We start from the raw sequence: 24,318 nt of genomic DNA on the forward strand, positions 1-24,318 counted from the left end.
CCCTCTTCGTCGTCGGTTCGCGGAAGGAGCCGATCAGCTCTTCTTCCCGCCCCAGGCCTCCGGGAACCCGGGCAGGTCCTCACAACCGCACAGCGCGTAGTGCAGCGGCGGCATGTTGGGCTTGAGGTAGGTCGACAGGTTCTCGCTGGTGACCTCCGGCTGTGGCAGGTTCCACATCTTGGGCACTTCCTCGCCCTTGAGGATCTTCAGCGCGGCGATGAGCGGGGTGCGCCACTGGTAGGTCGGGTACGTGGGCGCCACGGCGGTGAGGCCGGCATCCTTCCACTTCTGCAGGAAGTCCTGCTGGTCCTCGCCGTTGATCGGCGGCACCGGCACGCCCGCGTCCTCGAACGCCTCGATCGCCGCCACCGCCGTGGCGCCGGAGTCCATCCAGACGCCGTCGATCTTGCCGTGCCGCTGGATGTAGTCACTGACGATGCTCTTGGTCTTGGCGGCGTCGCCGTCGGTGAACTCCACCCCCACCACCTGGAGCCGGCTCTTGTCGAAGACCACCTTCGCCGCCGACCAGCGGGTCTCCAGCACGTCCACGCCGGGCAGGATGCGCAGCGCCAGCACCTTCCCACCCGCCGGCACCTTCTCGACCAGGAATTCGGCGGCGTCGGCGCCGAAGGCGTAGCCGCCGATGGGCTTGATGAACGTCACCGGGCAGTCCGTCTGCACGCCCCGGTCGAACACGATGACGGGCACCTTCGCGCAGGCGGCCGTCACGGCGGGGGTGAGCGTGGCCGTGGTGTTCGGCGAGACGATCAGCGCGTCGCAGTCCTTGGCCTGCAGCTCGGCGATGTCGGAGATCTGCTTGTCGTCCTTGCCCTCGGCGTCGAGGGCCGTGAACTTCTCGATCTCCTTGTGCAGGCCGGCCTCTGCCTGCATCGTCTTCCAGCCGACCTGGCGCCAGGGGTTGTTGACCGCGGCGTTGGAGAAGCACAGGTGGTACGGCCCGTCCTTCTTGTACTTCGCCGTGTCGACCATCTTCGGGGCGATGACCTGCTCCCAGGGCTTGTCCGTGGGGCCCTGCGGCGTCTGGGAGCGCATCGCCAGCTGAGCGTCGAAGTCCGCCTGTACGAAGAACTTCGACTGCGCGCCCGTGCCCGAACCCTGAGCGCTCGCGGCCGGCGCCGCGGGTTGTGTGGTGGCCACCGGCTTGTCGGTGGTGCAGCCGGCGAGGACGAGCGCGGTGGCCGCGGCGACCGCGGCCTTATGACGCGGCATGTGCGTCTCCTCTTCGGGGGGTGAACTTCCGGGGAAGTCGGATGGCTCCCGCCGCGACCGCGGCGATGATGATGACGCCCTGCACGGTGAACTCCAGCGCCCCCGAGATTCCGTACAGGTTGAGCAGGGTGAACAACGCCTCCAGCGTGAAGGCACCGGCCATGGCGGCGAGCACGGAGCCGCGGCCGCCGCCGAGCACCACGCCGCCGAGCACGACCGCGGTGATGGCCGAGAACTCCAGTCCCTGGCCCGCCTGGGCCGAGACGCCGGCGAAGCCGCCGAGCAGGATCGCGGCGACGGCCGCGGCCAGACCGGAGAGCATGAAGGCGAAGATCTTGGCCCGGTCGACCCGGACCCCGGACAGTGCCGCGGCACGCACGTTGTCGCCGGTGGCGATGAGGGTCTTGCCGAAATCGGCACGCATGAGCCAGATCGCCACCGCACCCACGGCCAGCAGGATCAGCACCGACCACGGCAGTGGCCCGAGGCCGCCGCGGCCGAACATCCGAAAGCCCTGCGACAGCGCGCCACGCGGCGCGCCGCCGGTCCAGAGGAAGACCGCCCCGCTGAGGACGAGCAGCATGCCGAGCGTCACGATGAACGACGGCACTCGCAGCTTGGTGGTGACCACGCCGTTGACCAGTCCGACGAAGAGCCCGACGACGATCAGCAGGGCGAGGACAGGCCCGGTGGCGGACTCGTCGCCGTCGATGAGCCGCGCGGCGATCACCACTTCGGCCGTCACCAGCGAGCCGACCGACAGGTCGAACTCGCCGGAGACGATGACGAAATACTGTCCCGCGGCGAGGATCACCAGCGGCGCGGCCCGTTTGAGGAACGCCAGGAACCCGGCGGGCTCCAGGAAGAAGGGGTTGACGACCGCGATCGCGACCAGCAGCACCATGAGGACCGCGAGGATGGGAAGTGCCCGCCTCATGCCGGCCGCCTTGCCCCGCGCCGGGCGTAGACGGCCACCGCGATGACGATGACCACGCCGCGGACCACGTCCTTGCCGAAGGAGTTGATCTCGAGCTGGTTGAAGATGGTGTCCAGGACGGCCAGCAACAGGACCCCGCCCACGGTTCCCGCGACCCCGCCCTTGCCTCCGGCCAGCGCGGTCCCGCCGAGCACGACCGCGGCGATGGACTCCAGGTCGTAGCCCCCGTCCGTGCCGACTGTGGGCGCCCCCGCCCCGAGCCTGGCGGCCAGCAGCAGGCCCGCGATGCCGGCGCAGACCGAGCAGAGCACGTGGATGATCACGATGACGCGGCCCGTACGGATCCCCGACAGCCGGGCGACCTCCTCGTTCCCGCCCACCGCGTAGATCCGGTATCCCAGCCGGGTCCTGCTCAGCAGGAACCAGGCCACGACGGCCACGCTGGCCCAGAGCATGGCGGAGACGGGGATCGGCCCGATGCGGGAGTAGCCGAGGAGCTGGAACGACTCGGGCACCTTGCCCGCCGGGCCGTCGTACAGGTGGTCCACGATGCCCTTGATGATCAGGGCGACGCCGAGCGTGGCGATGAAGGCGTGAACCCGGAGCCCGGTGATGACCAGCCCGTTCACCAGACCCACCAGCGCGCTGATGGCCAGCACCGCGGCGACCGCGGGCACGACTTTCCCGTCCTGGCCCGCCATGATCTCCGCCGCGACCAGCGAGGCCAGGCTGATCAGGTACGCCACGGACAGGTCGAGCGACCCGCCGAGGATCGCCAGCGTCTGCCCGATCGCCACGATGCCGAGGGCCGCCGAACGCTGCTGGATCCCGACGACGCTCTCCATGGTGAGGAACTGGTCGCCATCGAGCGCGACGAGGGCCCAGCCGACCGCGACCAGGCCGAGCAGCGCGAGGAACACCACCTGCGTGGGTTCGCGCAATCGCGCCGCCAGGCCGCCGTGCGCCTCGCCGCGGCGGGCGGGACGGCGGCCGCGCACGAGCAGGTTCATTCAGGCCACCTCTCCGGCGGCCAGGCGCATGATGGCCTCCTCGGAGGCCCCGGCCGGCAACGTGCCCGCGATGCGGCCGTCGCGCAGGACGACGACGCGATCGCTCATGCCGATGAGCTCGGGCAGCTCGGAAGAGATCATCATGATGGCCATGCCGTCATTCGCCAGTTCGCGCATCAGCTCGTGGATCGCGGCCTTGGCCCCGACGTCGACGCCCCGGGTCGGTTCGTCGAAGAGCAGCACCCGCGGCGCCATCGTCATCCATTTGGCGAGCACAACCTTCTGCTGATTGCCTCCGGACAGGTAGCGGACCTCCTGCTCCTGGCGCGCAGGCGAGAGGCGTACCCGTTGGAGCAGGTCGCGCAGGCCGTTGCGGTGCCTGGCGCCGACCGCGCGGGCGACGAGCAGGGCGTTGTCGCGCACTGACTGGCGCAATGCGAGCCCTTCGGCCTTGCGGTCCTCGGTCACCAGCCCGATGCCCATGGCCACGCCTTCCCTGACCGAGCGCGGGCGCGACGGGGTCATCTCGCCCGTGGTGAACGGCTCCGCGCCGAAGATCGCTTTGGCGAGTTCCGATCTGCCGGATCCCTGCAGGCCCGCGATGCCGACGATCTCCCCGGCACGCAGTTCCAGATCGATGTCGCGGAGCTTGAGGTTGCCCGCTGCGCGCAGGCTGAGCCGCACCTCGCCGGCGCCCGCCGAGCGAGGCGGGAAGCAGGTGCCGAGGTCGCGCCCCACCATCAGGCGGATCAGCTCGTCAGGGGTCACCTCGCCGATCGGGCACGTGGTGACGCGCGAGCCGTCCTTGAGGACGGTGATCCGGTCGGCGAGATCGAACACCTCGCGTAATCGGTGGGAGATGTACACGACGGCGACGCCGCGTTCCCTCAGCCGCCCGATCAGCCGGTAGAGCAGCTCGACCTCGTGCTCGGCGAGCGCCGCGCTGGGCTCGTCCATGACGAGGAGCCGGGCCTTCACCGACAACGCCTTGACGATCTCGACGATCTGCTGCTGTGCCACCGACAGGCGCTTGACCGCGTCGCGGGGGCCGAAGGGGTCCTCACCCAGCTCGTCGAGGAGCCGCGCGGTCGCCGTCTCCATGGCGGTCCGGTCGACCAGGCCGCGCCTGACGGGCTCACGCCCGAGGAAGACGTTCTCGGCGACGGTGCGCTCGGGCAGCAGGTTGAACTCCTGGTGGATGATCGCGATGCCGGAGCGCTGCGCCTCGAGCGGATGGCCGAAGGAGACGGGGCGACCGTCGATCTCGATCGTGCCCTCGTCCGGCGGGTGAATCCCGCAGATGATCTTCATCAGGGTGGACTTGCCGGCGCCGTTCTCGCCGACGACGGCGTGGACCTCACCGGCCATCACGTCCAGGTCCACTCCGGACAGCACCCGCACGCCCAGGAAGCTCTTGCCGATGCCGCGCATGCTCAGCACGCGGCCCACCGGCTATCGACAAGTTTCGGGCTTATATTTCTCATCCTGCGGGATGCTAAGCGGGCTTATATCGACGGTCAAGCAAGGCCCACACCTGTATGAGCGGTGATTCCCGTAAGCGGCGCACGATAAGACAGTGATAAGCCTGCTTATGCTTGACCATCGACAAAAGTAGATCTTACTATCGGAGATACTTACATATCGGATGCCTACCGCATCCGGGGCTAGGCCCGACACGATGGAGCTTTCATGGACAAGCTCGGTGTGTGGCTTATCGGGGCACGGGGATCCGTGGCGACCACTGCCATCGTGGGCGCGGCGGCCATCAGGGCGGGAGCGACGACCCCGCAAGGATGCGTGAGCGAGTCCCCCGGCTTTCCCGGGCACCTGGTTCCGCTGACCGGCCTGGCCTTCGGCGGCCATGACATCACCGAGACCTCCTTGCGCAAGCGCGCCGAACAGCTGGGCAGAGCAGGGGTCATATCACCGGACCTCCCTGGGCTGCTCGCGTCCGATCTGGACGCCGCCGACGCCGAGATCCGGCCGGGTTACGTCCCCGGCGACGGCGGCCGGGCCGCGACCCGACTGATCGACGACATCGCCGGCTTCCGGGCCCGGCACGGGCTGGCCCGGGTGGTCGTCGTCAACGTGTCGTCGACCGAGCCCCCGGTGGATTCGCGCCCGGAGTTCAAGAGGCTGGCCGACCTCGAGGAGCGGCTCGCCGCGGGGGACGCCGTCCTGCCGCCGAGTTCGCTGTACGCCTATGCCGCCTTCCACGCCGGGTGCGGCTATGTGGAGTTCACCCCCTCCACCGGGCCGACCCTGCCCGCCCTGGCGGAACTCGCCGCCCGGCGGGGCGTGCCGTACGCGGGACGCGACGGCAAGACCGGCGAAACCCTGGTCAAGAGCGCCCTGGCACCCATGTTCGCCGACCGGGCACTTCGGATCCGCTCCTGGTCCGGGCTCAACCTGCTCGGCGGCGGCGACGGGGCGACACTCGCCGATCCGGCCGCCAGGTCCAGCAAGCAGCTGTCCAAGGACCAGGTTGTCGCGAAGGTCCTGGGGGAACCCGTCGAGGGTGAGACGCACATCGACTACGTCCCGGATCTCGGAGAATGGAAGACCGCCTGGGACCACGTAAGCTTCGACGGCTTTCTGGGCGTGCGGATGACGCTGCAGTTCACCTGGCAGGGCTGCGATTCGGCGCTGGCCGCTCCGCTCGTCCTGGACCTGGCCCGGCTGGTCGCCCGTGCGCACGAGAAAGGGCGGCACGGCGTCCTGCCCGAGCTCGGCTACTTCTTCAAGAGCCCGCTGGGGACGGACGAGCACGCCCTGGCCGCCCAGTACGCCCGGCTGCGCGCCTTCGCCGAGGAGCTGTCATGAGGGCGCTGCTCGAGCTGGTCCGCGCACCGGCCGCACTGTCGGTGCCGGGGGACACCATGGCGGGGGCCGCCGCCGCCGGCCGGCGTCCGGCACCCGGCCTGGCCCTGGCGTCGGTGCTCATGTACTGGTCGGGAATGGCGCTCAACGACTGGGCGGACCGTGAAGCGGACGCCGTCGAACGTCCTGAGCGCCCGATCCCGTCAGGCCGGGTCCGCCCGGGCGCCGCGCTCGGGCTCGCGGCCGCCCTGACCTGCGCGGGCCTGGCCACCGCCGCCGTCGCCGGCGGCCGGCGCGCTCTCACCGTCGCCGGTCTGCTGGCCGGCGCGGTGTGGGCCTACGACCTGGGCCTCAAACGAACGGCGGCGGGACCGGCCTCGATGGCGGCCTGCCGCGTGCTCGACGTGCTGCTGGGCGCGGGCGAGCAGGTCAGAGCCGCCGTGCCGATGGCGCTGGCGATAGGTGCGCACACCTACGGGATCAGCGTCCTGGGCCGGACCGAGGTCACGGGGGCGGCACGCGGGATCGCCGAGCGCGCGCTCGTGGCCAGCACCGCTGCGGCCGGGCTCGCGGCCGCCTCCTGCGTGCGCAACCAAGCCGCCGCGCGGGCCGGAGCGGGCGTCCTCATCGCCGGCTATCTCGCCTTCACCCTCCCGGTCCAGGCCGGGTTACGGGCCCGTCCCGACCCCGAGAACGTCCGGCAGGCCGTCCGCCTCAGCATCCTCGGCCTGATACCGCTCCAGGCGGCGGCGGTCGCCGGTGGCGGGCGGTTCACCGCGGCGGGCGCGCTGCTGTGTTCGCTTCCCCTGGGCACGTGGCTCTCATCCCGGCTGGCGACATCGTGAAGTGGGCCTACTGCACCAACGGCTTCGCCGGACTCCTCGAACGCCTGGGCCTCGATGCCGTCGTCGAGACGGGCGGGCGTTACACCCTCGATCCCCTGCGCAAACTCCATCCGACCCTCATCAGCGACGACGCCGAGCGCAGAGTGGAGTTCCTGACCACGGCGATGCGGGTCGCCGCCGACCTGGGCGCTCCCGTGGTGCATCTGTGGAGCGGGGTCCGGCCCGACGGCATGCCGGAGGCGGAGGCGTACACGCGGCTGGTTCGCCAGTGCGCACGACTGCTCGACGAGGCGACCAGGTGGGCGTCACGCTGGGGTTCGAACCCGAACCCGGGATGCTCGTCGCCGACCTGGACGGGTTCGAGCGGCTGCGTACGATGCTCGGCGCCCATACCCGGTTCGGTCTCACCCTCGACATCGGGCACTGCCACTGCGTGGAGCGGGAGGACCTGGACACCTGTGTCCGCCGGGCGCTGCCGTACACCGTGCACGTGCAGATCGAGGACATGCGCCGGGGAGTTCACGAGCACCTGGAATTCGGCGAGGGTGAGATCGACTTCGTGCCGGTGCTCGCCGCTCTGCGCGGCTACTCGGGTCTGGTGGCGGTGGAGCTGGCCCGGCACAGCCATGCGGCCCCGCAGGTCGCCCGCCGCTCGATCGACTTCTTGAGGAGGGCACATGAACGAGCCGGCACAGGAATGGCCGGCACAGGCCGTCCGGCAGGTCGAGGCTGACCCGTACGCGATCCACCGGCTCTTCCCGCAGGCCGAACGGCGGGGCGGCCCTGGCGCCCGGCGCGCGCTGCTCGGCGCGCTGCACGGCGACCACGCGGTGATCCGCAGCCTGTACGAGGCCGGCGACAGCGGCGAGCGACTGGCGATCCTGACCGCTCTGCACGAGCTCGACCTGGGAGGGACGGCGGTCGGGCTGGTGGAGGACGCGCTGCGCACCAATGACGCGCGACTGGTCGCCGCGGCCCTCGGCCCGTACGGCTCGGCGTGGCTGGACGACCACTCCTTCCGGCAGGGGGTGCTCAAGTGCGTCTTCATGTCGATCCCGCTGGCGGCGGTGGCCGAGCTGGACCGCCGCTTCGACGCCGAACTGGCCCGGATGCTGTCGGACTACGCGGCGGAGCTGCGGGCGGCCGGTCGGCCCGTCCCGAGCGACATCCTGGAGAGGAGCTGAATGCGCATCTTCGACCCCCACATCCACATGACCTCCCGGACCACCGACGACTACCAGCGCATGCACGCCGCGGGAGTCCGCGCCGTCGTCGAACCCGCCTTCTGGCTGGGGCAGCCCCGTACCAACGTGGGCAGCTTCCTCGACTACTTCGACGCGCTGCTCGGCTGGGAGCCGTACCGCGCCGCGCAGTACGGCATCCACCACCACTGCGCGCTCGCGCTCAACCCCAAGGAGGCCAACGATCAGCGGTGCGCGGGGGTGCTGGCCGAGTTGCCGCGATACCTGCTGAAGGACTCCGTCGTCGCGGTCGGCGAGATCGGCTACGACTCGATGACGGCGGAAGAGGAACGGGCCTTCGAGGCCCAGCTCGCCCTGGCGCAGGAGAATGACCTTCCGGTGCTCGTGCACACTCCGCATCGGGACAAGGCCGCGGGCACCCGCCGGAGCCTCCATGTGGTACGGGACGCCGGGGTACCCCCCGAACGGGTGCTCATCGACCACCTCAACGAGATGACCGCCGGCATGGTCGCGGACGCGGGCTGCTGGATGGGGTTCTCGATCTACCCCGACACCAAGATGGACCCGGACCGGATGGTGGCCCTGCTCAAGGAGTACGGCACGGACAGGATTCTGGTGAACTCGGCCGCCGACTGGGGACGGAGCGACCCGCTCAAGACGCGCGAGGTGGCCGATGTCATGCTCGCGGCCGGCTTCGGCGGGGACGACGTGGACCGGGTGCTGTGGCGCAATCCGGTCGCCTTCTACGGGCAGAGCGGCCGCCTCGACCTCGAGACCGGCTCGGAAGCCGGCCCCGACCACGCCGGCAACACGATCAGGCGGGGGTGACCATGCGGCTGCGCCATCCGGACGGCTCGACGGTGCACCTGTCCTATTGCACCAACGTCCACGCCGCCGAGGATCTCCCCGGCATCCACGCTCAGCTGTCCGGCGTCGCCGCGCGGGTCAGGCGCCTGCTCGGCGTAGAAAGGCTCGGGCTCGGGCTGTGGCTGTCCCAGTACGCCGCCGCGGACCTCCTCGCCCGGCCCGAGGAACTCGCCGGGCTGCGCGAGCGGCTGACCGCGCTCGGGCTGGAGGTCGTGACCCTCAACGGGTTCCCCTACCGCGGCTTCCACGACGAGATCGTGAAGTACCGTGTCTACACCCCCGACTGGGCCGACGCGGAGCGGTTGCGCTACACGCTCGGGCTCGCCGAGATCCTCGCCGCGCTGCTGCCGGACGACGTCACCGAGGGCACGATCTCGACCCTCCCCCTCGCCTGGCGGACGGGGTGGACGAGAGAGAAAGCGGCGGCGGTCACGGCCAATCTCGACGCGGTCGCCCAGGGCCTGCGCGCGCTGGCCGGCCGTACCGGCAAGGTCATCCGGCTGGGCTTCGAGCCGGAGCCCGGCTGCATCGTCGAGACGACGCCCCAGGCGACCGCCCTGCTGAGCGAGGTGGATCATGACCACCTCGGCCTCTGCCTGGACGCCTGCCACATGGCCGTGGGCTTCGAGGAACCCGGCGCGGGCGCCCGCACCGGGCTGCCCATCGTGAAGCTCCAGGCGTCGTGCGCCTTGGTGGCCCCGCCGGGGGCGCAGCCGGCGCTGGCCGCGTTCGACGAGCCCCGTTTCCTCCACCAGACCCGCTCCGCCACCGGATACGCCGACGACCTGGGCGAGGCCCTGGCCGGTGCTCTGCCCGCGGACGAGAGCTGGCGCGTGCACTTCCACGTCCCGCTGCACGACGCGCCGCCCCCTCCGCTCGCCACCAGCGCCCCCTACTTGCGTGACCTGCTGAACGTGCTCCTCGGCGGAGAACGGCCGCTGACCAGGCACGTCGAGGTGGAGACCTACACGTGGAACGTGCTTCCCGGCGCGCCGGCCGACGTCGCGGAAGGCATCGCCGCCGAGCTCGACTGGATGCGGGGGCAGCTCGCCGCCCTCGGGCTGAAGGAGACGTGATGGCGCCGCTGATCGTGATCAATGTCGTCGGGCTGACCCCGCGCCTGCTCGCGCACATGCCGAACGTGGCGAAGGCGGGCGCGGCGGCCGCGCTGCGGCCCGTGCTCCCGGCCGTCACCTGTTCGATGCAGGCCACCCTGCTGACCGGTTCGATGCCCCGCGACCACGGCATCGTCGGCAACGGGTGGTACTTCCGGGATCTCGGCGAGGTGCTGCTGTGGCGCCAGCACAACGCGCTCATCCAGGGCGACCAGCTGTGGACCGCCGCGCCCGGCCTGCGCACCGCCAACGTCTGCTGGTGGTATGCGATGGGCGCGCCGGCCGACCTGCTCGTCACCCCGCGGCCCGTCTACCACGCCGACGGCCGCAAGTCGCCCGACTGCTACACCCGCCCGCCCTCGCTCCACGACGACCTCGAGGCCGCGCTGGGGCCGTTCCCCCTGTTCACCTACTGGGGCCCCAACGCGGGGATCGCCTCCTCCGAATGGATCATCGCCGCGGCCCGCCGCATCCTGGCCCGCGAACGGCCCGATCTGCTGCTGGTCTACGTGCCTCACCTCGACTACGACCTCCAGCGGTACGGTCCCGCCGGCCCCGAGGCGGTGGCGGCGGCCCGCGCGGTCGACGCCGCGCTGGCTCCGCTCCTCGCCGAGAACGCCGAGGTGGTCGTGCTCTCGGAGTACGGCATCACCCCGGCGTCGCGCCCGGTGGACATCAACCGGGCGCTGCGCACCGCGGGTCTTCTGGAGGTCCACACCCAGGCCGGGATGGAGTACCTCGACCCGTGGACGTCCCGGGCCTTCGCCGTCGCCGACCATCAGGTGGCCCACGTTTATGTGCGCGACCCGGCCGACCTCGACCGCACCCGCGCCGTCATCGCCGAGCTGCCCGGCGTGGACGAGGTGCTCGACCAGGCGGGGAAGGCGAAATACGGGCTCGACCACGAACGCGCCGGCGAGCTCGTCGCGGTGGCGGAACCCGACGCCTGGTTCACCTACTATTACTGGCTCTCCGACGACCGCGCCCCGGATTTCGCCAGGCTCGTGGACATCCACCGCAAACCCGGCTACGACCCCGCCGAGCTGTTCATGGACCCGAGTGATCCGTTCGTCAAGCTCCGCGCGGCGGCGGCGCTGGCCAGGAAGAAGCTGGGCTTCCGGTACACGATGCGGGTGGTGCCGCTCGACCCGGCGCCGGTGCGGGGCAGTCACGGCCGGCTGCCCGACCTCCCCGACGACGGCCCGCTGATCATCGGCCCGTTCGACCGTGACTCCTACGAGGCGACCGAGGTCAAGGACCTCCTGGCCGGCCTGGCCCGGGGAAGCCGCTGACCGCGGACACCCCGGGCCGCCCTATCGGCCTCAGCCGCGGGTCCAGCGCTGGTTGGTTCCTCCGGTACAGGTCCAGATGCGCGCCTTGGTGCCGTTGGCGGTGCCGCTGACGTCCAGGCACTTGTTCGCACCGACCGCGGTGACGGTGCCGTCGGCGTTCAGGCGCCACTTCTGGTTGTTCTGCCCGTTGCAGTCCCAGATGATCACCGCGGTGCCGTCCGCCGTCCCGGCACCGTTCACATCCAGGCACTTGCCACCAGAGGCCCGCAGCTCACCCGCGGCGGTCGAGGTCCACTGCTGGTTGGACTGCCCGTTGCAGTCCCATAGCTGCGCCTGCGCGCCGTTGGCGGTGCCGCTGACGTCCAGGCACCGGCCGGACCCCACACCCTTGAGGGTGCCCGAGCCGCCCGGTGTGCTGGTCAGTTCCTTGACGCGGATGTTGCGGAACGACACCACGTCGCCGGACCCGTGGTTCTGGATGCCGATGTAGCCCTGCTGGAGCGAGCGGACCGGATCGGTGTTGGTGAAATCATTGATTTTGGTGCCGTTCAGGAACACCTGCAGCCGCTCACCCTCTACCAGCAGCTCATAGGTGTTCCACTGACCCGGCGGGTTCAGCGCCGCGTCGCGGGCGGCGAGGTCGGCGGACTTGAACCCGTAGATCGCCCCGGTCGTCTTGTCCGGGGTGTCGGTCGCGTCGATCTGCACCTCATATCCGGTGTTGAGCGCCGCGTCGGGGTCACTGGTGGCCGGGAAACCGACGACGACGCCGGAGTTGGAGTCGCCGGTCATCTTCCAGTCGAGCTTGACGGAGTAGGAGCGGAACTCCTTGGCGTTGTACCACAGCATGCCCATGCCGCCCTGGGAGGTCAGCGTGGCGTCGCTGTTGGCGAACGACCCCGGCCCGGCCTGCGACCAGCCCGTCGTCGAGCCGTTGTACAACGTCGTGTACCCGGTCTCCGGGCGGCAGTCGGCGTTGGTGGCCTTGGCCGCGTACCGGATTCCGCCGAGCAGCAGCGTGCGGAAGTTCGGATCGGCGTACGACTCCTTGGTGTGACCAAGGCCGGTGTAGAAGGCGCGGCCGGAGGACTGGGGGTGGCACCAGGTGATCGGGTGATCGCCCATGCCGCCGCCGCTGTAGCTGCCCTCGTCCAGGCTCTGCAACACCCGGACGTTCGGGCGGGGGTTGGTGCGGTAGTTGTACCACTCGTCGGTACGTGACCAGGTCGCCCCCAGGTGGGCGGTCGCGGCGTTCGCCCGGTCCTCGGTCCGCACGGTGGCCTGCTGGATGGCCGGATGGTTGTTGAACCAGGCCCCCATCAGCTGCCCGTAGTACGGCCAGTTGTACTCGGTGTCGGCGGCCGAATGCACCCCCAGGTAACCGCCACCGCCGTCCACGTACGTCTGGAAGGCGGCCTGCTGGTTGTCGTTCAGCACATCACCGGTGGTGCTGAGGAACACCACCGCCTTGTACTGGGCCAGGTTGGCCGTGGTGAAGGCGTTCGCGTCCTCGGTGGCGTCGACGGCGAAGTCGTTGGCGGCGCCCAGGTCGCGGATGGCCTGGATCCCGTTGGGGATCGAGTCGTGCCGGAACGCGGCCGTCTTGGAGAACACCAGCACCTTGAAGGCGGCGGCCTGGGCGGGGATCGCGGGGATTACCGTCGCGGCGGCGGTGATCGCCACCACCGCCATTGACAGGCGTCGCAGCACAGATGTCTTTCGGTCGCTCCCCGCGACGCGCCGGAGCGCGGCGGGGATGAGGGGTCGCAGCATGGGTGTCCTTTCAGACGCGGGTCCAGCGCTGGTTGGTTCCTCCGGTACAGGTCCAGATGCGCGCCTTGGTGCCGTTGGCGGTGCCGCTGACGTCCAGGCACTTGTTCGCGCCGACCGCGGTGACGGTGCCGTCGGCGTTCAGGCGCCACTTCTGGTTGTTCTGCCCGTTGCAGTCCCAGATGATCACCGCGGTGCCGTCCGCCGTCCCGGCCCCGTTCACATCCAGGCACTTGCCACCAGAGGCCCGCAGCTCACCCGCGGCGGTCGAGGTCCACTGCTGGTTGGACTGCCCGTTGCAGTCCCACAGCTGCGCCTGCGCGCCGTTGGCGGTGCCGCTGACGTCCAGGCACCGGCCAGACTCCGCACCCTTCACGGCACTCGTGCTCCCCGAGGGCGGGGTGCCGGTGTCGAGAGTGAAGGCGTCCACGTCGAACAGGTAACCCTGTCCGGTCGGGCCACGGAAGACCAGATAGAGCGTGGTGGTGCCGGTCGGCGCGCCGCTGAGGTTCGCCGAGACGTCGGCGAAGGTGTCCCAGCTGCCGGTGCTCGCCACGTTCACCGTTCCCAGCAGTGTGCCCGTCGCTGAGCCCGCGCGCACCTCGATCCGGCCGCCCGCGCCGGCCGAGGACACCCGGGCGGTGACCCTTGTCGCGTTGCCGAGGTTGTACGGCTGGAAGGAGATCCAGTCGCCGTCGTCGGTGAAGCCGACCGTCTTGCCGCCTTCCGCGGTGGCGTGGTCAGCCGTCTGGACGCCCTGCTGGACGCCGAAGTGCTCGGCCTGCCGGTGCCGCGGCTGGAGCGTACGGTCGCTGGTGGAGGTCAGACCGCCCTTGTCGGTGTAGGAGGCCACGAAGACGCCGTAGATGTTGGCCGCGGCGTCATGCTCACCGTCCACCGGTACGGAGATGGAGCCCGAGCAGCCGGTCGTGGAGGTGATCTGGTGGCGGTGGCTGTCGTGGCCGAGGAAGTAGGCGACGGTGACCCCGGCGCAGTCGATCGTGCCGTCCTCCGGGTCGGTGACGGTGACCTGGAAGGGCACGGTGTCACCGAAGGAGAACAGCTGCCCGGCGGCAGGGGTGGTGAGGATGACCGTCGGCGCGGTGTTGCCGACGTTCACGATCACATTAGCCGTGCCGGTGAGCCCCTGCGGGTCCCGGACCGTGAGCGTCGCCGTGTAGGCGCCGTTCGTGGTGTAGGTCTTGCTCGGATTCGCCGCCGTGGAGGTGGTGCCGTCGCCGAAGTTCCACGAGTACGTCAGCGCGCCACCCTCCGGGTCGGAGCTGCCCGCCGAGGAGAAGGCCACCGTCAGCGGAGCCGGTCCCGACGTCTTGTCGGCGGACGCCTTGGCGATCGGATTGCGGTTGGCACTGCCGATGTACTCGATGCGATACAGCGCCTGGTTGTTGTTGCCGTCGCCGTAGTCGAGGACGTACAGGGCCCCGTCGGGGCCGAAGGCCATGTCCATCACCTGCGTCCCCGACCAGGGGAACGCCGAGATCGCCCCATAGGCGCCGTCCGGCTTGACCTCGATCGTCTTGATCCAGCGCCGGCCGTACTCACCGGCGAAATACCGCCCGTCGAGCGTCTGGGGGAACTTGACGGCCGAGTTCAGGTTGGGGTCGTAACGGTAGACCGGGCCACCCATCGGCGACTCCGACCCCGAGCCGAACTCCGGCGGACTTCCGGCGTCCCCCGCGTACCTGATCCAGGCCGGCCTCGCCGGAGGAAGCGTGGTCAGACCGGTGTTACGGAAGGAGTTGTTGGTCGGGCCGCCCGCGCAGTTGTACTTCGGACCGGTGCTGTTGGTGGCGAAGTTCCATTCGTTGTAGGTCTCGCTGGTGGTGTTCGTACCCGTGCAGTACGGCCAGCCGTAGTTGCCCGCAGAGGTGATGCGGTCGAACTCCACCTGCCCGCTCGGTCCTCGGTTGGCGTTGGTCACGCCCGCGTCCGGCCCGTAGTCGCCGAGGTAGACGATGCCGGTCGCCTTGTCCACGCTCATCCGGAACGGGTTGCGGAAGCCCATCGCGTAGATCTCCGGCCGGGTCTTCGCCGTCCCCGGCGGGAACAGGTTGCCGCTGGGAATCGTGTAGGTGCCGTCGGGCTGCGGCTTGATCCGCAGGAGCTTGCCGCGCAGGTCGTTGGTGTTGCCGGCCGAGCGCTGGGCGTCGAACTGCGGGTTGCGGTCGGTCCGCTCGTCCAGCGGGGAGTAGCCGCTCGACTCGAAGGGGTTGCTGTCGTCGCCGGTGGTCAGATAGAGGTTTCCGGCGGCGTCGAAGTCGAGGTCCCCGCCCACGTGACAGCACAGGCCGCGGTCGTTCTGGACCTGCAGGACCACCTTCTCGCTGGCCATGTCGAGAGTGTCGTCCGGCTTGAGCACGAACCGGGACACGTGCAGCTCGCCCTTCCACTGGTCGAACTGCGCCTGCGTACCGTTGCTCGGCGCATCACCGTTGGGCGTGCTCAGCCGCGGCGAGTAGTAGAGCCAGATGTATCGGTTGGACGCGAAGTCGGGGTCCACCGCCACGCCCTGCAGGCCCTCTTCGTCGTGGCTGTAGACGTTGAGCTTGCCGGCCACCTTCGTGTTGCCGTTGACATCGGTGACGCGCACCGTGCCGTCGCGCGCCGTGTGCACCACCGACCGGTTCGGCATCACGGCCAGCGACATCGCCTCACCCAGCTCGGCACCTCCCGAGGCGAGAGACACCTGCTGGTAGTCGGCCGCCGCGATCACGAGGGCGTTCGCCGGGGCGGCGTTCAGCGCGAGCGCTCCGGGAATGATCAGCGCCATCGTGGTCAGCAAGGTGAGCCACGGACGTCGGTGCATGTGCGTTCCTCTGCTATCGAATCGGTTCGAGCGAAAGGAGGGCCCGCCTCTCGTCCCCGAGAGTGAGGCGCCGAGGGTGCGTCGCCGGACGGTGTCAGGCGCGGGTCCACTTCTGATTGGTGCCGCCGGTGCAGGTCCAGATGCGCGCCTTGGTGCCGTTGGCGGTGCCGCTGACGTCCAGGCACTTGTTCGCGCCGACCGCGGTGATGGTGCCGTCGGTGTTGAGACGCCATTTCTGGTTGTTCTGTCCGTTGCAGTCCCAGATGATCACACTGGTGCCGTCCGCGGTGCCGGCCCCGTTCACGTCCAGGCACTTGCCGCCGTAGACCCGCAGCTCACCGCTCGCGGTCGCCGTCCACTGCTGGTTGGCCTGGCCGTTGCAGTCCCAGATCTGCGCCTGCGCGCCGTTCGCCTGCGAGGCTCCGCTAACGTCCAGGCACCGCCCCGACCCCGCACCCTTGAACGCACTCGCGCCCCCCGAAGGCTGACCCTGGGGACCGGCGGACGCCATCACCGCCTGGGCACCCGCCGGCCAGGCGCCGTTGGCGACGGTGACGTTGTTGTTCACCACATTGCCGCGGTCGCCGTTGGTCACGTTGGTGCTGCCGTTGGTCGACCAGTTGCCGGTGACGGTGAAGTTCCCCATGTTCTCGCCGCCCCAGTAGTTGGCGGTTGCCCAGGTGCCGGTGTTCGAGAGCACGTTGCCGTTGACGGTGTAGTACTTGGAGCCTTCGTCGAAGTAGATCCCGAACCAGCCGTTGGTCCGGAGGCAGTGGTTGCCGCTGATCACCGCGTTCGGGTTCCACGACAGCGTGTAGATACAGCCCCCATCGGTCATCTGCTGCATGACGTCATGCACATAGTTGCCGATGAGCTTGTTGCCGGACGCGGTGGTGGGCGTGGTGTAACGCGGCTGGTAGTTGTACAGGCCGCGGTTGGCGTACTGGTTGCTGCCGCCCGGCTCGTTGGCGCCCCAGCCGTACCCGATCGACATGCCGGTGTACGGCAGGTTGTAGACCTCGTTGTGCGACACGTCGGTGCCGGTGACGTAGGTGGTCAGGACCGAGACGATGCCGCGGTGGTCCAGGCCGAGGTCGTGGATGCGGTTGTTGCTGACGGTGATGTTCCGGTTGACCATCCGCTGGTCACCGGGGTGGTGCGCGTCGGCGCGCACGCCGCCGGCCACGATGCCGCCGGCCGAGCTCTGGGCGATCTCGGACCGGGTGACCGTGATGTCGGCGGCGCCCAGGCCGACACCGCTGGCATGCGCGTTGGCGTCGTTGCCGATGCCCACGGCCGTCTGACCGAGGTTGACGAACCGGGAGTCGGTGAAGGTGATGTTGTTGGCCGCGGACACCTGTACGGCGGCCGGCATCTGGTACCAGTTCGGCCGCGCGGCCTCGAACTGCTGGCAGCCCTCCTGGCAGGAGGTCAGCCTGTCGGCGGGCCAGTTCCAGTTACCCGCGATGTAGGCGCCGGTCTGCTGGTCCGCGTAGCCCTGGTTGCCGCTGGGCCCGAGCCAGGTCGTCCCGCTGAACGTGATCCCGCTGAACGTGATGTGGTGCGCGGGCGCGTCGTAGGTGCCTCCGACGTTCACCAGGGACTGGAGAATCGGCAGCTCGACGCTGACATTGCTCATGTTCTGCCCGGCAACCGGGATGTAGTACAGGACGCCGGTGCCGGGGTTGATGTACCACTCCCCCGGTGCGTCCAGGAACTCGTAGGCGTTCTCCAGGTACAGCGGACCCGCCCGGTGCGGCTGCGTGAAGGTGTCGTACCCGAAGGTGTTGTTGTTCCAGCCGGGCTGCTGCATCGTGATGAAGTTCCCGCTGATGCTCTGCACCGTCACATACCGGTCCGTGAACGAGCCCACGCTCTCCATCTCGACCCGGTTCTGGTTGGCCAGGTTGTTCAGATAGTTCAGCGCGCTGTTGCCGAACCTCAGGCCGGTGCTGCTCGCGGTGAAGTCCGACCGGTTCACGGCCGTACGCGCCCGCGTGGCGAGGGCGCCGTTGACGTACAGCTGCCGGGTGTCGATCCCGGCGCCGACGTCGGCGCGCCAGATGTTCTTCCCCGAGTCGGCCACGGTCCATCCGGTGACCGCCCTGGCTCCGCTGATGACGGGATGGGCGCCCGCCGCGGCCTGCCATTTGACGGAGTAGCCGTTGTTCCCGGAATCGGCGGCGGCCAGCCGGAGCGGCGCGGAGAGCCGGTACACCCCGTCGGCCAGTTCCACGACGATGTCACCGGACATCGCGCCGTTCAGCGAACGTACCGCCGCCTGCGCCGCGGCCGGCGAGCACGGCTGGGCGGACGTGCAGGCGGTGCCGGTGCCGGCGGGTGACGCGTACAGGGTCGTGGTGGCCGCCAGGGCTGGGGTGGCGGGGGCGATGAGGGCGAAGGCCGCGGCCAGCGCCGCGGCGACGATGCCGATCAGAGCCGGTCTCAGTGCCGTGACGGGCGAAGGTGACTGCACAGTTGTTCCTTTGGGGGGTACGGGTGTGGCCAGGTCACGCCCTGCTGCTCAGGCAGGTGACACCCTTCTGAGGGTCCTCGCCTCTAATTACGTTGTGAGTAGCGATAGCCGTCAAGACCTTAAGCCCGCTTATTTCACCATTTGCACACCTAGCGCCTGGCCATAGTTAGCCGCATTTCTTCTTTACCAGCGGTAATGCCAGCCATCGCGGTTACCCGCGCCGATCGTCCTCGTATGAACCGTTCATATGTGTCGTACTCATCGGCAATACCTCTGAGCTTGGGAGGAACCCACATCAGTCATACTTTGCAGGGAACGGCGAGGAGGAAGCACGGTGACCGACACCCCGCGCGAGAGCGGATACCGGCCGGGCTACGAGGTGGCCGCCGAGCAGGTACTTGAATACATCGTCCGGCTCGGCCTGCGCCCGGGCGACCGCATGCCGACCGAGATCGAGCTGGCCGGGCAACTGGGCACCAGCCGCACCGTGGTGCGCGAGGCCGTGAAGATACTCTCCGCGCTCGGCCGGGTACGCGCCCAGAAGGGCCGCGGCCTGTACGTGGCCGACGACGAGGGGATGTTCGGCACCGGGCGCTGGGCCTCCTTCTTCCTCCCGACCGACCTCGACCACGTCTACATGCTGTTCGAGTTCCGCAGGGCGCAGGAGATGGAGACCAGCAGGCTGGCCGCCCGCCGCGCCACTCCGGCGGAGCTGAGGGCCATCGAGGAGGCGGCCGGCGTGTGCCGCCACGGCTTCGAGACCGGCCAAGAAGACCTGTTCAACAAGGGCGACGACACCTTTCACACCGCCATCGCCACGGCCTCGCACAACATGTTCCTCCAGGTGGCGGTGCGGGAGGCGCGCAGGCTGCAGGCGCAGTCCAACCTCATCGGGCTGCGCGGCTCGGTGGGCGGGCATGCCGCCAAGGCCGTCGAGGAGCACGACGCCATCTACCAGGCCATCCGCGCCGGCGACCCGGAAGCGGCCGCCCAGGCCGCGGCCACGCACATCGACAACACCCTCGACGACTACCGGAGAGAGATCCAGCAGCGCCTCTTCTCCTCCCAGTGATCCGGCCCTCCGAACCGGTTCGCCCCGTTGGGAACTGACGAGACCTGATCAGCCGGGCCGACGGCGGATGAACGTTTCATCGAGCCCGGCTATGAGCGTGGCCGATGAGTGCCGCCGGGCAGGGGTTCCGGCAGGCAGCCGGACAGGACCGAGCCTTGACACGCCGTCCGCCCGTCGTATGTGCTTCGCCGTACACCGCTGTCTCCCCCTCCTCAGTTGATCAGTACGTTGGCGAATCGATTCGCACCGGTCTCCGAGCGCGGCTGTCTCCGTCTCGCCCTACCTCCAAGGAGTACGACAATGCAGCCTTCATCCGTTCCCTTACCGGGCCGTGTGAGGCGTTCTCGGGCGGCCGTCGTCGCAGCCGTGGTGGCGGCGCTGGCAACGCTCCTGGCCACCGCCCTGACCTGGTCGGCACCGGCCTCGGCAGCGACGACGCCGCTGGTGGGCGTGGGCTCGGGGCGTTGCCTGGATGTCAGCGCCTCGCAGACGAACGGCGCGCAGGCGCAGATCTGGGACTGCAACGGCCAGTCCAACCAGCAGTGGACCTCGACCGCCGCGGGTGAGCTGCGGGTGTACGGCACCAAGTGCCTGGACGTTTACGGCGCCGGCACCGCCGACGGCACCAGCGTGATCATCTGGGACTGCAACGGACAGAACAACCAGAAATGGCGCCTCAACGCCGACGGCACCATCACCGCGGTCGGCGCGAACAAGTGCCTGGACGTCTCCGGGAACGGCACCGCCAACGGCACCAAGGTGCAGATCTGGACATGCCACGGCGGCACCAACCAGAAATGGACCACCGGAGCCGAGCCCACCCCGACGCCGACCCCGACCCCGCAGCCGCCCGGTGCGCGCCCGTGCGACATCTACGCCTCCGGCGGCACGCCGTGCGTGGCCGCGCACAGCACGACACGGGCGCTCTACGGCTCCTACAACGGCAGCCTGTACCAGGTCAGGCGCTCCTCCGACAACACGACCAGGAACATCGGCGTGCTGACCGCGGGCGGTGTCGCCGACGCAGCGGCCCAGGACTCGTTCTGCACCGGCACCACGTGCGTCATGACCGTCGTGTACGACCAGTCCGGGCGGGGCAACGACCTGTGGTACCAAGGATCCAGCGTGGTCCCCGGCTCCCCTCAGAGCAGGCCCGCGATCGCGACCACCGAGTCGCTCACCGTCGGCGGCGGCAAGGCGTACTCGCTCTACATCAATCCCGGCAACAGCTACTGGCGTGACGGCCATCTGACCGGCGTGCCCACGGGGACCGCGCCCGAGGGCATGTACATGGTGACCAGCGGCACCCACGTCAACGGCGGCTGCTGCTTCGACTACGGCAACAGCGAGACGACCAGGAAGGCCGACGCCGCCGGCGCGATGGACGCCATCAACTTCAGCACCCAGTGCTGGTTCGGCGGCTGTTCCGGGGGCGGCCCCTGGGTCCAGGCCGACCTGGAATGGGGTCTGTACCCAGGCGGCAGCCAGTCGTGGAACCCCAACCAGCGGGCCCTCCCCCACAAGTTCGTCACCGCCACGCTGAAGAACAACGGCACCAGCCGGTTCGCCATCAAGGGCGGCAACGCGCAGTCCGGCAGTCTGTACACCCTGTACGACGGCCAGCTGCCCAACGGCTACAACCCGATGAAGAAGCAGGGGGCCATCATCTTGGGCAGCGGCGGCGACTGCTGCAAGCCCGATGGCGGCGCCAATCTCAGCGCCGGAACCTTCTACGAAGGAGCCATGGTCGCCGGCTATCCCACCGACGCCACCGAGAACGCCGTCCAGACCAACGTCAGCGCCGCCGGCTACCGCTGACCCGGTCTCACGAACCTTCGGCGAACCCGGACGCCTCCCCCTGCTCGACCCAGCAGGGGGAGGCGGTGACCGGCACCCGGCGAGGGGCACCTGGCACTAGGCCTGATGGAAGCCGCCGGTGACCTCCAGCAGCCGTCGTCCGGCGTGCTCCGGCCGGATGTTGGGGCCTTCCGCGGCCCTGGCGTCCGGTCGGCGGGTGAACGCGTTGATCGCGTTCTGGTCGATCGTGATGCCGAGACCCGGCGCGTCTCCGAGGATGAAGGCGCCGTCCTCGATGTACAGGTCGAGCGACATCCCGACCGGCGGGTGCAGATCCTGCAGCTCGCTGGCCAGGTGGTTCGGCACCGACGTCGCGGCGTGCAGCAGCCCGACCGGCGTGGTGCCGATCGGGCTGACCGGCAGGTCATGGGCGTGCGCCAGGGCGGACACCCGGAGGAAGTGGGTCACCCCCCAGACCGCGGCCGTCTGTACGATGTCGACCGCCCCCGTGGCCAACAGCGGACGGAACTGCTCGAGCCCGGTCAGGTTCTCCCCGGTGGCGACGGAGGCGCGGATCCCGTTGCCGACGACGGCCAGGCCTTCGGCGTCCCACCGCCGTACCGGCTCTTCGATCCAGGTGAGATCCAGGGTGCGTTCGAGCTCGCAGACGTGCCGGACCGCCTGCTTGCGGGTCCAGGCCTCGTTCACGTCGAGCATCAGGCCCGGCCGCGATCCGTGCCTCGCCTCGGTCAGGACGTCCCGTACCAGTGTCAGGCGGTGCCGGTCGCGCTCGATGTCGAGGCCGCCCTTGAGCTTGGCCGCCCGCAGGCCGTGCTGGGCGTAGACCTGGTACGCCGAGACGAGTTCGTCGTCGGTCAGGCCGATGTCGAGGCCCGACGCGTAGGCGGGAACCTGCCGGTCGCGTCCGCCGAGCAGCCGCCAGAGCGGTTCACCGGCCGCCTGTGCCTTGATGTCCCACAGGGCGGTGTCGAGCGCGCCGATCGTGCCGAACACGGCGCCGGCGTGGCCCGCCTTGAACGTCTGCCGCAGCATGCGGTCGTACAGAGCCGTCACGCCGCGCGGGTCCTCCCCCTCGATCGCGGCGAACACGGTGTCGATCTCGACGTGCGGCCCGAGGCCGATGCCGGTGATCCCCTCGTCGGTGTCCACCATGACGACCGGCACCGAGACGACACCGTCGGCGAAGACGCCGTTGGCGTCACCGACAGGACGGCCCCATCTCTGGACCGTCGTCGTGGTCCGATATGCCGTGATGCGCATGTCAGCCTTTCGTGGAACCGGCGGTGACGCCGTCGGCGATCTGCCGCTGGAGGAACAGATAGATCATCAGTACGGGTACCGCGGCGATCAGAACTCCCGAGGCGAAGGTGGGGATGTCGTCGGAATACTGTCCGCGCAGCGCGTTGACCCCGATCATGAGGGTGCGATGCTCGGGCGACGGCATCATCAGCAGGGAGATGAGCACGTCGTTCCAGCAGAACAAGGCGTCGAGGATGCCGACCGACAGCAGCGCCGGAACGCCCAGCGGCAGCATGATCCGCCGGTACACGCCGTACACCGTGTTCCCGTCGATCCTGGCCGCGTCGACGATCTCCACCGGAATGGTCCTGTAGTGGCTCGTCATCAGGAAGACGGTGAACGGCAGGAACTGCGCGACGTAGGCCAGGATCAGCCCCGGATAGGTGTCGATGAGCCCGCTGTCGGCCATGACCCTGGTGAGCGGCACCATGATCACCTGGAAGGGGATGAACAGCCCCGCGAGACAGCCCAGGAAGATCACCGAGGATCCGCGGAAGCGCAGTTGGCTCAGCGCGAAGCCTGCCATCGATCCCAGCAGCAACAACAAGGTCACGGCGAAGGCCACGACGATGAGCGAGTTGACGAAGTAGCGTGCCATTCCCGCGCCGGCCCACGCCTCGGCGAGGTTGTCCCAGCGCAGGGCACCCGCTGGGGAGAACCGGTCGAGGATGTAGTCGCGGCGGGTCTTCATCGCGACGTTGGCGGTGAACACGAGAGGGTAGATCGTCGCCAGCGCGAGACCGGCCATGGAGACAGCGGCCACCCACCTGGCCGGACGCCTGCCGGGCATCAGTCCTGCCTCCCCGCGCGCCGGAGCAGAGTGATCTGCAGGAGCCCCACCACGAGCATGACGACGAAGAGAACCGTCGAGGCGGCCGAGGCGAGCGCCGGCTGGTTCAGCTGTCCCTGCTGGTGCCAGATGTAGAACTCCGGCAGGTAGGTCGAACCCTCCGGGCCTCCGCCGGTCATGACGAAGAGCAGGCCGAACATGGAGGTCAGCATTCCGATCATGGTGGTCACGAAGACGAACTGGATGGTGCGCGTCAGGCTCGGGATGATCACGTGCCAGACGATCTGGCCGAGCGAGGCGCCGTCCACGCGGGCGGCGTCCAGCAGCGAGGCGTCCAGGGTGCTGAACCCGGCGAGGAACACCACCAGAGCCATCCCGAACGTCGCCCATATGTGCACGCCGACAACCGTGAACATGGCGATGCCCGGATCGCCGAGCCAGTCGACCGGGCCGACACCGACCGCCCCGAGGACGGCGTTCAACGGGCCGTCGAACCCGAGCATGAGATTGAAGATCGCACCGACGATCACCGGTGAGAGCACGGCCGGGAAGAAGTAGACGCTGCGGTAGACCCGGTGACCGGGCACCCGCAGATAGATGAAGGTCGCGAGCAGGCCGGGGATCGCCACCGCCACGGGCAGCAGCAGCACCAGCAGCCCGACATTGGCCAGCGAGGCGCGGAACAACGGGTCACCGGCCAGCTCCAGGTAGTTGCCCAGGCCGACAGGTGTTCCGTTGAGCTCTCCGTCACCCGTGAAGGAGAAGTTGACCCCCAGGACCAGCGGCCACAGCCGCAGCACCACAATGATCAGTACGGCCGGGGCCACCAGAACGTAGGGTGCGAGGCGCTCCGCGCGCCCCCTACGGGCGTCCTGGCGGTGTCCCAGCTGCTTGACGGTCGCCCTGTCGGCCCGCCCGGAGCCAGCCGGTCGGACCAACGGCGGCGGA

The 24,318-nt window shown here is 69.4% G+C and carries 19 protein-coding genes; 9 read left to right on the top strand and 10 right to left on the bottom strand.

From position 1 onward, the window contains the following. Positions 1-33 precede the first annotated feature (33 nt). The 4 genes from ACIBO2_RS42620 to ACIBO2_RS42635 are packed head-to-tail and all read right to left on the bottom strand — an operon-like array spanning position 34 to position 4,608. A complete protein-coding gene (locus ACIBO2_RS42620; RefSeq protein ID WP_358557640.1) occupies positions 34-1,230 on the bottom strand; it encodes an ABC transporter substrate-binding protein in 1,197 nt (398 codons plus the stop codon). Continuing rightward, positions 1,217-2,167, bottom strand: a complete 951-nt coding sequence (locus ACIBO2_RS42625) for an ABC transporter permease (protein WP_358557637.1) — start codon at positions 2,165-2,167, stop codon at positions 1,217-1,219. Before ACIBO2_RS42625 ends, ACIBO2_RS42620 begins: the two co-directional genes overlap by 14 nt. Further along, complete coding sequence (locus ACIBO2_RS42630; protein WP_358557635.1) at positions 2,164-3,177, bottom strand: ABC transporter permease; 1,014 nt, start codon at positions 3,175-3,177, stop codon at positions 2,164-2,166. Before ACIBO2_RS42630 ends, ACIBO2_RS42625 begins: the two co-directional genes overlap by 4 nt. Further along, positions 3,178-4,608 (bottom strand): sugar ABC transporter ATP-binding protein, encoded by a 1,431-nt coding sequence (locus ACIBO2_RS42635; RefSeq protein WP_397304037.1) that lies wholly within the window; start codon positions 4,606-4,608, stop codon positions 3,178-3,180. A gap of 258 nt (positions 4,609-4,866) precedes the next feature. On the opposite strand from ACIBO2_RS42635, the gene ACIBO2_RS42640 reads away from it, so the two are divergent. The 7 genes from ACIBO2_RS42640 (at position 4,867) to ACIBO2_RS42670 (ending at position 11,318) form a co-directional block, all read left to right on the top strand. Then, positions 4,867-6,000, top strand: coding sequence for an inositol-3-phosphate synthase (locus ACIBO2_RS42640; protein ID WP_397304019.1), 1,134 nt, complete (start codon positions 4,867-4,869; stop codon positions 5,998-6,000). Then, positions 5,997-6,842 carry an SCO3242 family prenyltransferase gene (locus ACIBO2_RS42645; RefSeq protein WP_358557629.1) on the top strand — a complete coding sequence of 282 codons (846 nt, stop codon included), beginning with the start codon at positions 5,997-5,999 and terminating at the stop codon, positions 6,840-6,842. The genes ACIBO2_RS42640 and ACIBO2_RS42645 overlap by 4 nt, the downstream gene beginning before the upstream one ends. Before the next feature lie 268 nt (positions 6,843-7,110). Next, positions 7,111-7,575 (top strand): sugar phosphate isomerase/epimerase family protein, encoded by a 465-nt coding sequence (locus tag ACIBO2_RS42650; protein WP_397304020.1) that lies wholly within the window; start codon positions 7,111-7,113, stop codon positions 7,573-7,575. Further along, positions 7,520-8,026: an EboA domain-containing protein gene (locus ACIBO2_RS42655; protein ID WP_358557623.1), complete on the top strand. Its 507-nt coding sequence runs from the start codon at positions 7,520-7,522 to the stop codon at positions 8,024-8,026. The genes ACIBO2_RS42650 and ACIBO2_RS42655 overlap by 56 nt, the downstream gene beginning before the upstream one ends. Next, positions 8,027-8,872 carry a TatD family hydrolase gene (locus tag ACIBO2_RS42660; RefSeq protein ID WP_358557620.1) on the top strand — a complete coding sequence of 282 codons (846 nt, stop codon included), beginning with the start codon at positions 8,027-8,029 and terminating at the stop codon, positions 8,870-8,872. Between the two features lie 2 nt (positions 8,873-8,874). After that, a complete protein-coding gene (eboE, locus tag ACIBO2_RS42665) occupies positions 8,875-9,987 on the top strand; it encodes a metabolite traffic protein EboE (RefSeq protein ID WP_358557667.1) in 1,113 nt (370 codons plus the stop codon). Next, positions 9,987-11,318 (top strand): nucleotide pyrophosphatase/phosphodiesterase family protein, encoded by a 1,332-nt coding sequence (locus tag ACIBO2_RS42670; RefSeq protein WP_358557617.1) that lies wholly within the window; start codon positions 9,987-9,989, stop codon positions 11,316-11,318. The genes eboE and ACIBO2_RS42670 overlap by 1 nt, the downstream gene beginning before the upstream one ends. A gap of 30 nt (positions 11,319-11,348) precedes the next feature. Here ACIBO2_RS42670 and ACIBO2_RS42675 read toward each other — a convergent pair whose 3' ends face one another. The 3 genes from ACIBO2_RS42675 to ACIBO2_RS42685 form a co-directional block, all read right to left on the bottom strand. Next, positions 11,349-13,091, bottom strand: a complete 1,743-nt coding sequence (locus tag ACIBO2_RS42675) for a ThuA domain-containing protein (protein WP_397304021.1) — start codon at positions 13,089-13,091, stop codon at positions 11,349-11,351. Positions 13,092-13,101: 10 nt separating this feature from the next. Further along, positions 13,102-15,915, bottom strand: a complete 2,814-nt coding sequence (locus ACIBO2_RS42680; protein ID WP_358557611.1) for a PQQ-dependent sugar dehydrogenase — start codon at positions 15,913-15,915, stop codon at positions 13,102-13,104. A 94-nt stretch (positions 15,916-16,009) separates the two neighbouring features. After that, positions 16,010-18,391 (bottom strand): RICIN domain-containing protein, encoded by a 2,382-nt coding sequence (locus ACIBO2_RS42685; RefSeq protein ID WP_358557609.1) that lies wholly within the window; start codon positions 18,389-18,391, stop codon positions 16,010-16,012. A gap of 334 nt (positions 18,392-18,725) precedes the next feature. Between ACIBO2_RS42685 and ACIBO2_RS42690 the strand changes: the two genes are divergently transcribed. Together ACIBO2_RS42690 and ACIBO2_RS42695 are read left to right on the top strand one after the other, a co-directional pair. Then, positions 18,726-19,463 carry a FadR/GntR family transcriptional regulator gene (locus ACIBO2_RS42690; protein WP_358557606.1) on the top strand — a complete coding sequence of 246 codons (738 nt, stop codon included), beginning with the start codon at positions 18,726-18,728 and terminating at the stop codon, positions 19,461-19,463. Between the two features lie 333 nt (positions 19,464-19,796). Then, entirely contained in the window at positions 19,797-21,281 is a 1,485-nt protein-coding gene (locus ACIBO2_RS42695) for an arabinofuranosidase catalytic domain-containing protein (RefSeq protein WP_358557603.1), read from the top strand. 96 nt (positions 21,282-21,377) lie between these two features. Here the strand turns inward: ACIBO2_RS42695 and ACIBO2_RS42700 are convergent, their stop codons facing one another. Genes ACIBO2_RS42700 through ACIBO2_RS42710 form a run of 3 tightly spaced genes read right to left on the bottom strand, consistent with a single transcriptional unit; the run spans position 21,378 to position 24,308 of the window. Next, entirely contained in the window at positions 21,378-22,541 is a 1,164-nt protein-coding gene (locus ACIBO2_RS42700; protein WP_358557600.1) for a mandelate racemase/muconate lactonizing enzyme family protein, read from the bottom strand. 1 nt (position 22,542) lies between these two features. Further along, entirely contained in the window at positions 22,543-23,370 is an 828-nt protein-coding gene (locus tag ACIBO2_RS42705; RefSeq protein ID WP_358557598.1) for a carbohydrate ABC transporter permease, read from the bottom strand. Beyond that, positions 23,370-24,308 (bottom strand): carbohydrate ABC transporter permease, encoded by a 939-nt coding sequence (locus tag ACIBO2_RS42710; RefSeq protein ID WP_397304022.1) that lies wholly within the window; start codon positions 24,306-24,308, stop codon positions 23,370-23,372. Before ACIBO2_RS42710 ends, ACIBO2_RS42705 begins: the two co-directional genes overlap by 1 nt. Positions 24,309-24,318: the final 10 nt, after the last annotated feature.

The sequence above is a fragment of the Nonomuraea sp. NPDC050022 genome (assembly GCF_044460705.1).
In the GTDB taxonomy this organism is placed as follows: domain Bacteria; phylum Actinomycetota; class Actinomycetes; order Streptosporangiales; family Streptosporangiaceae; genus Nonomuraea.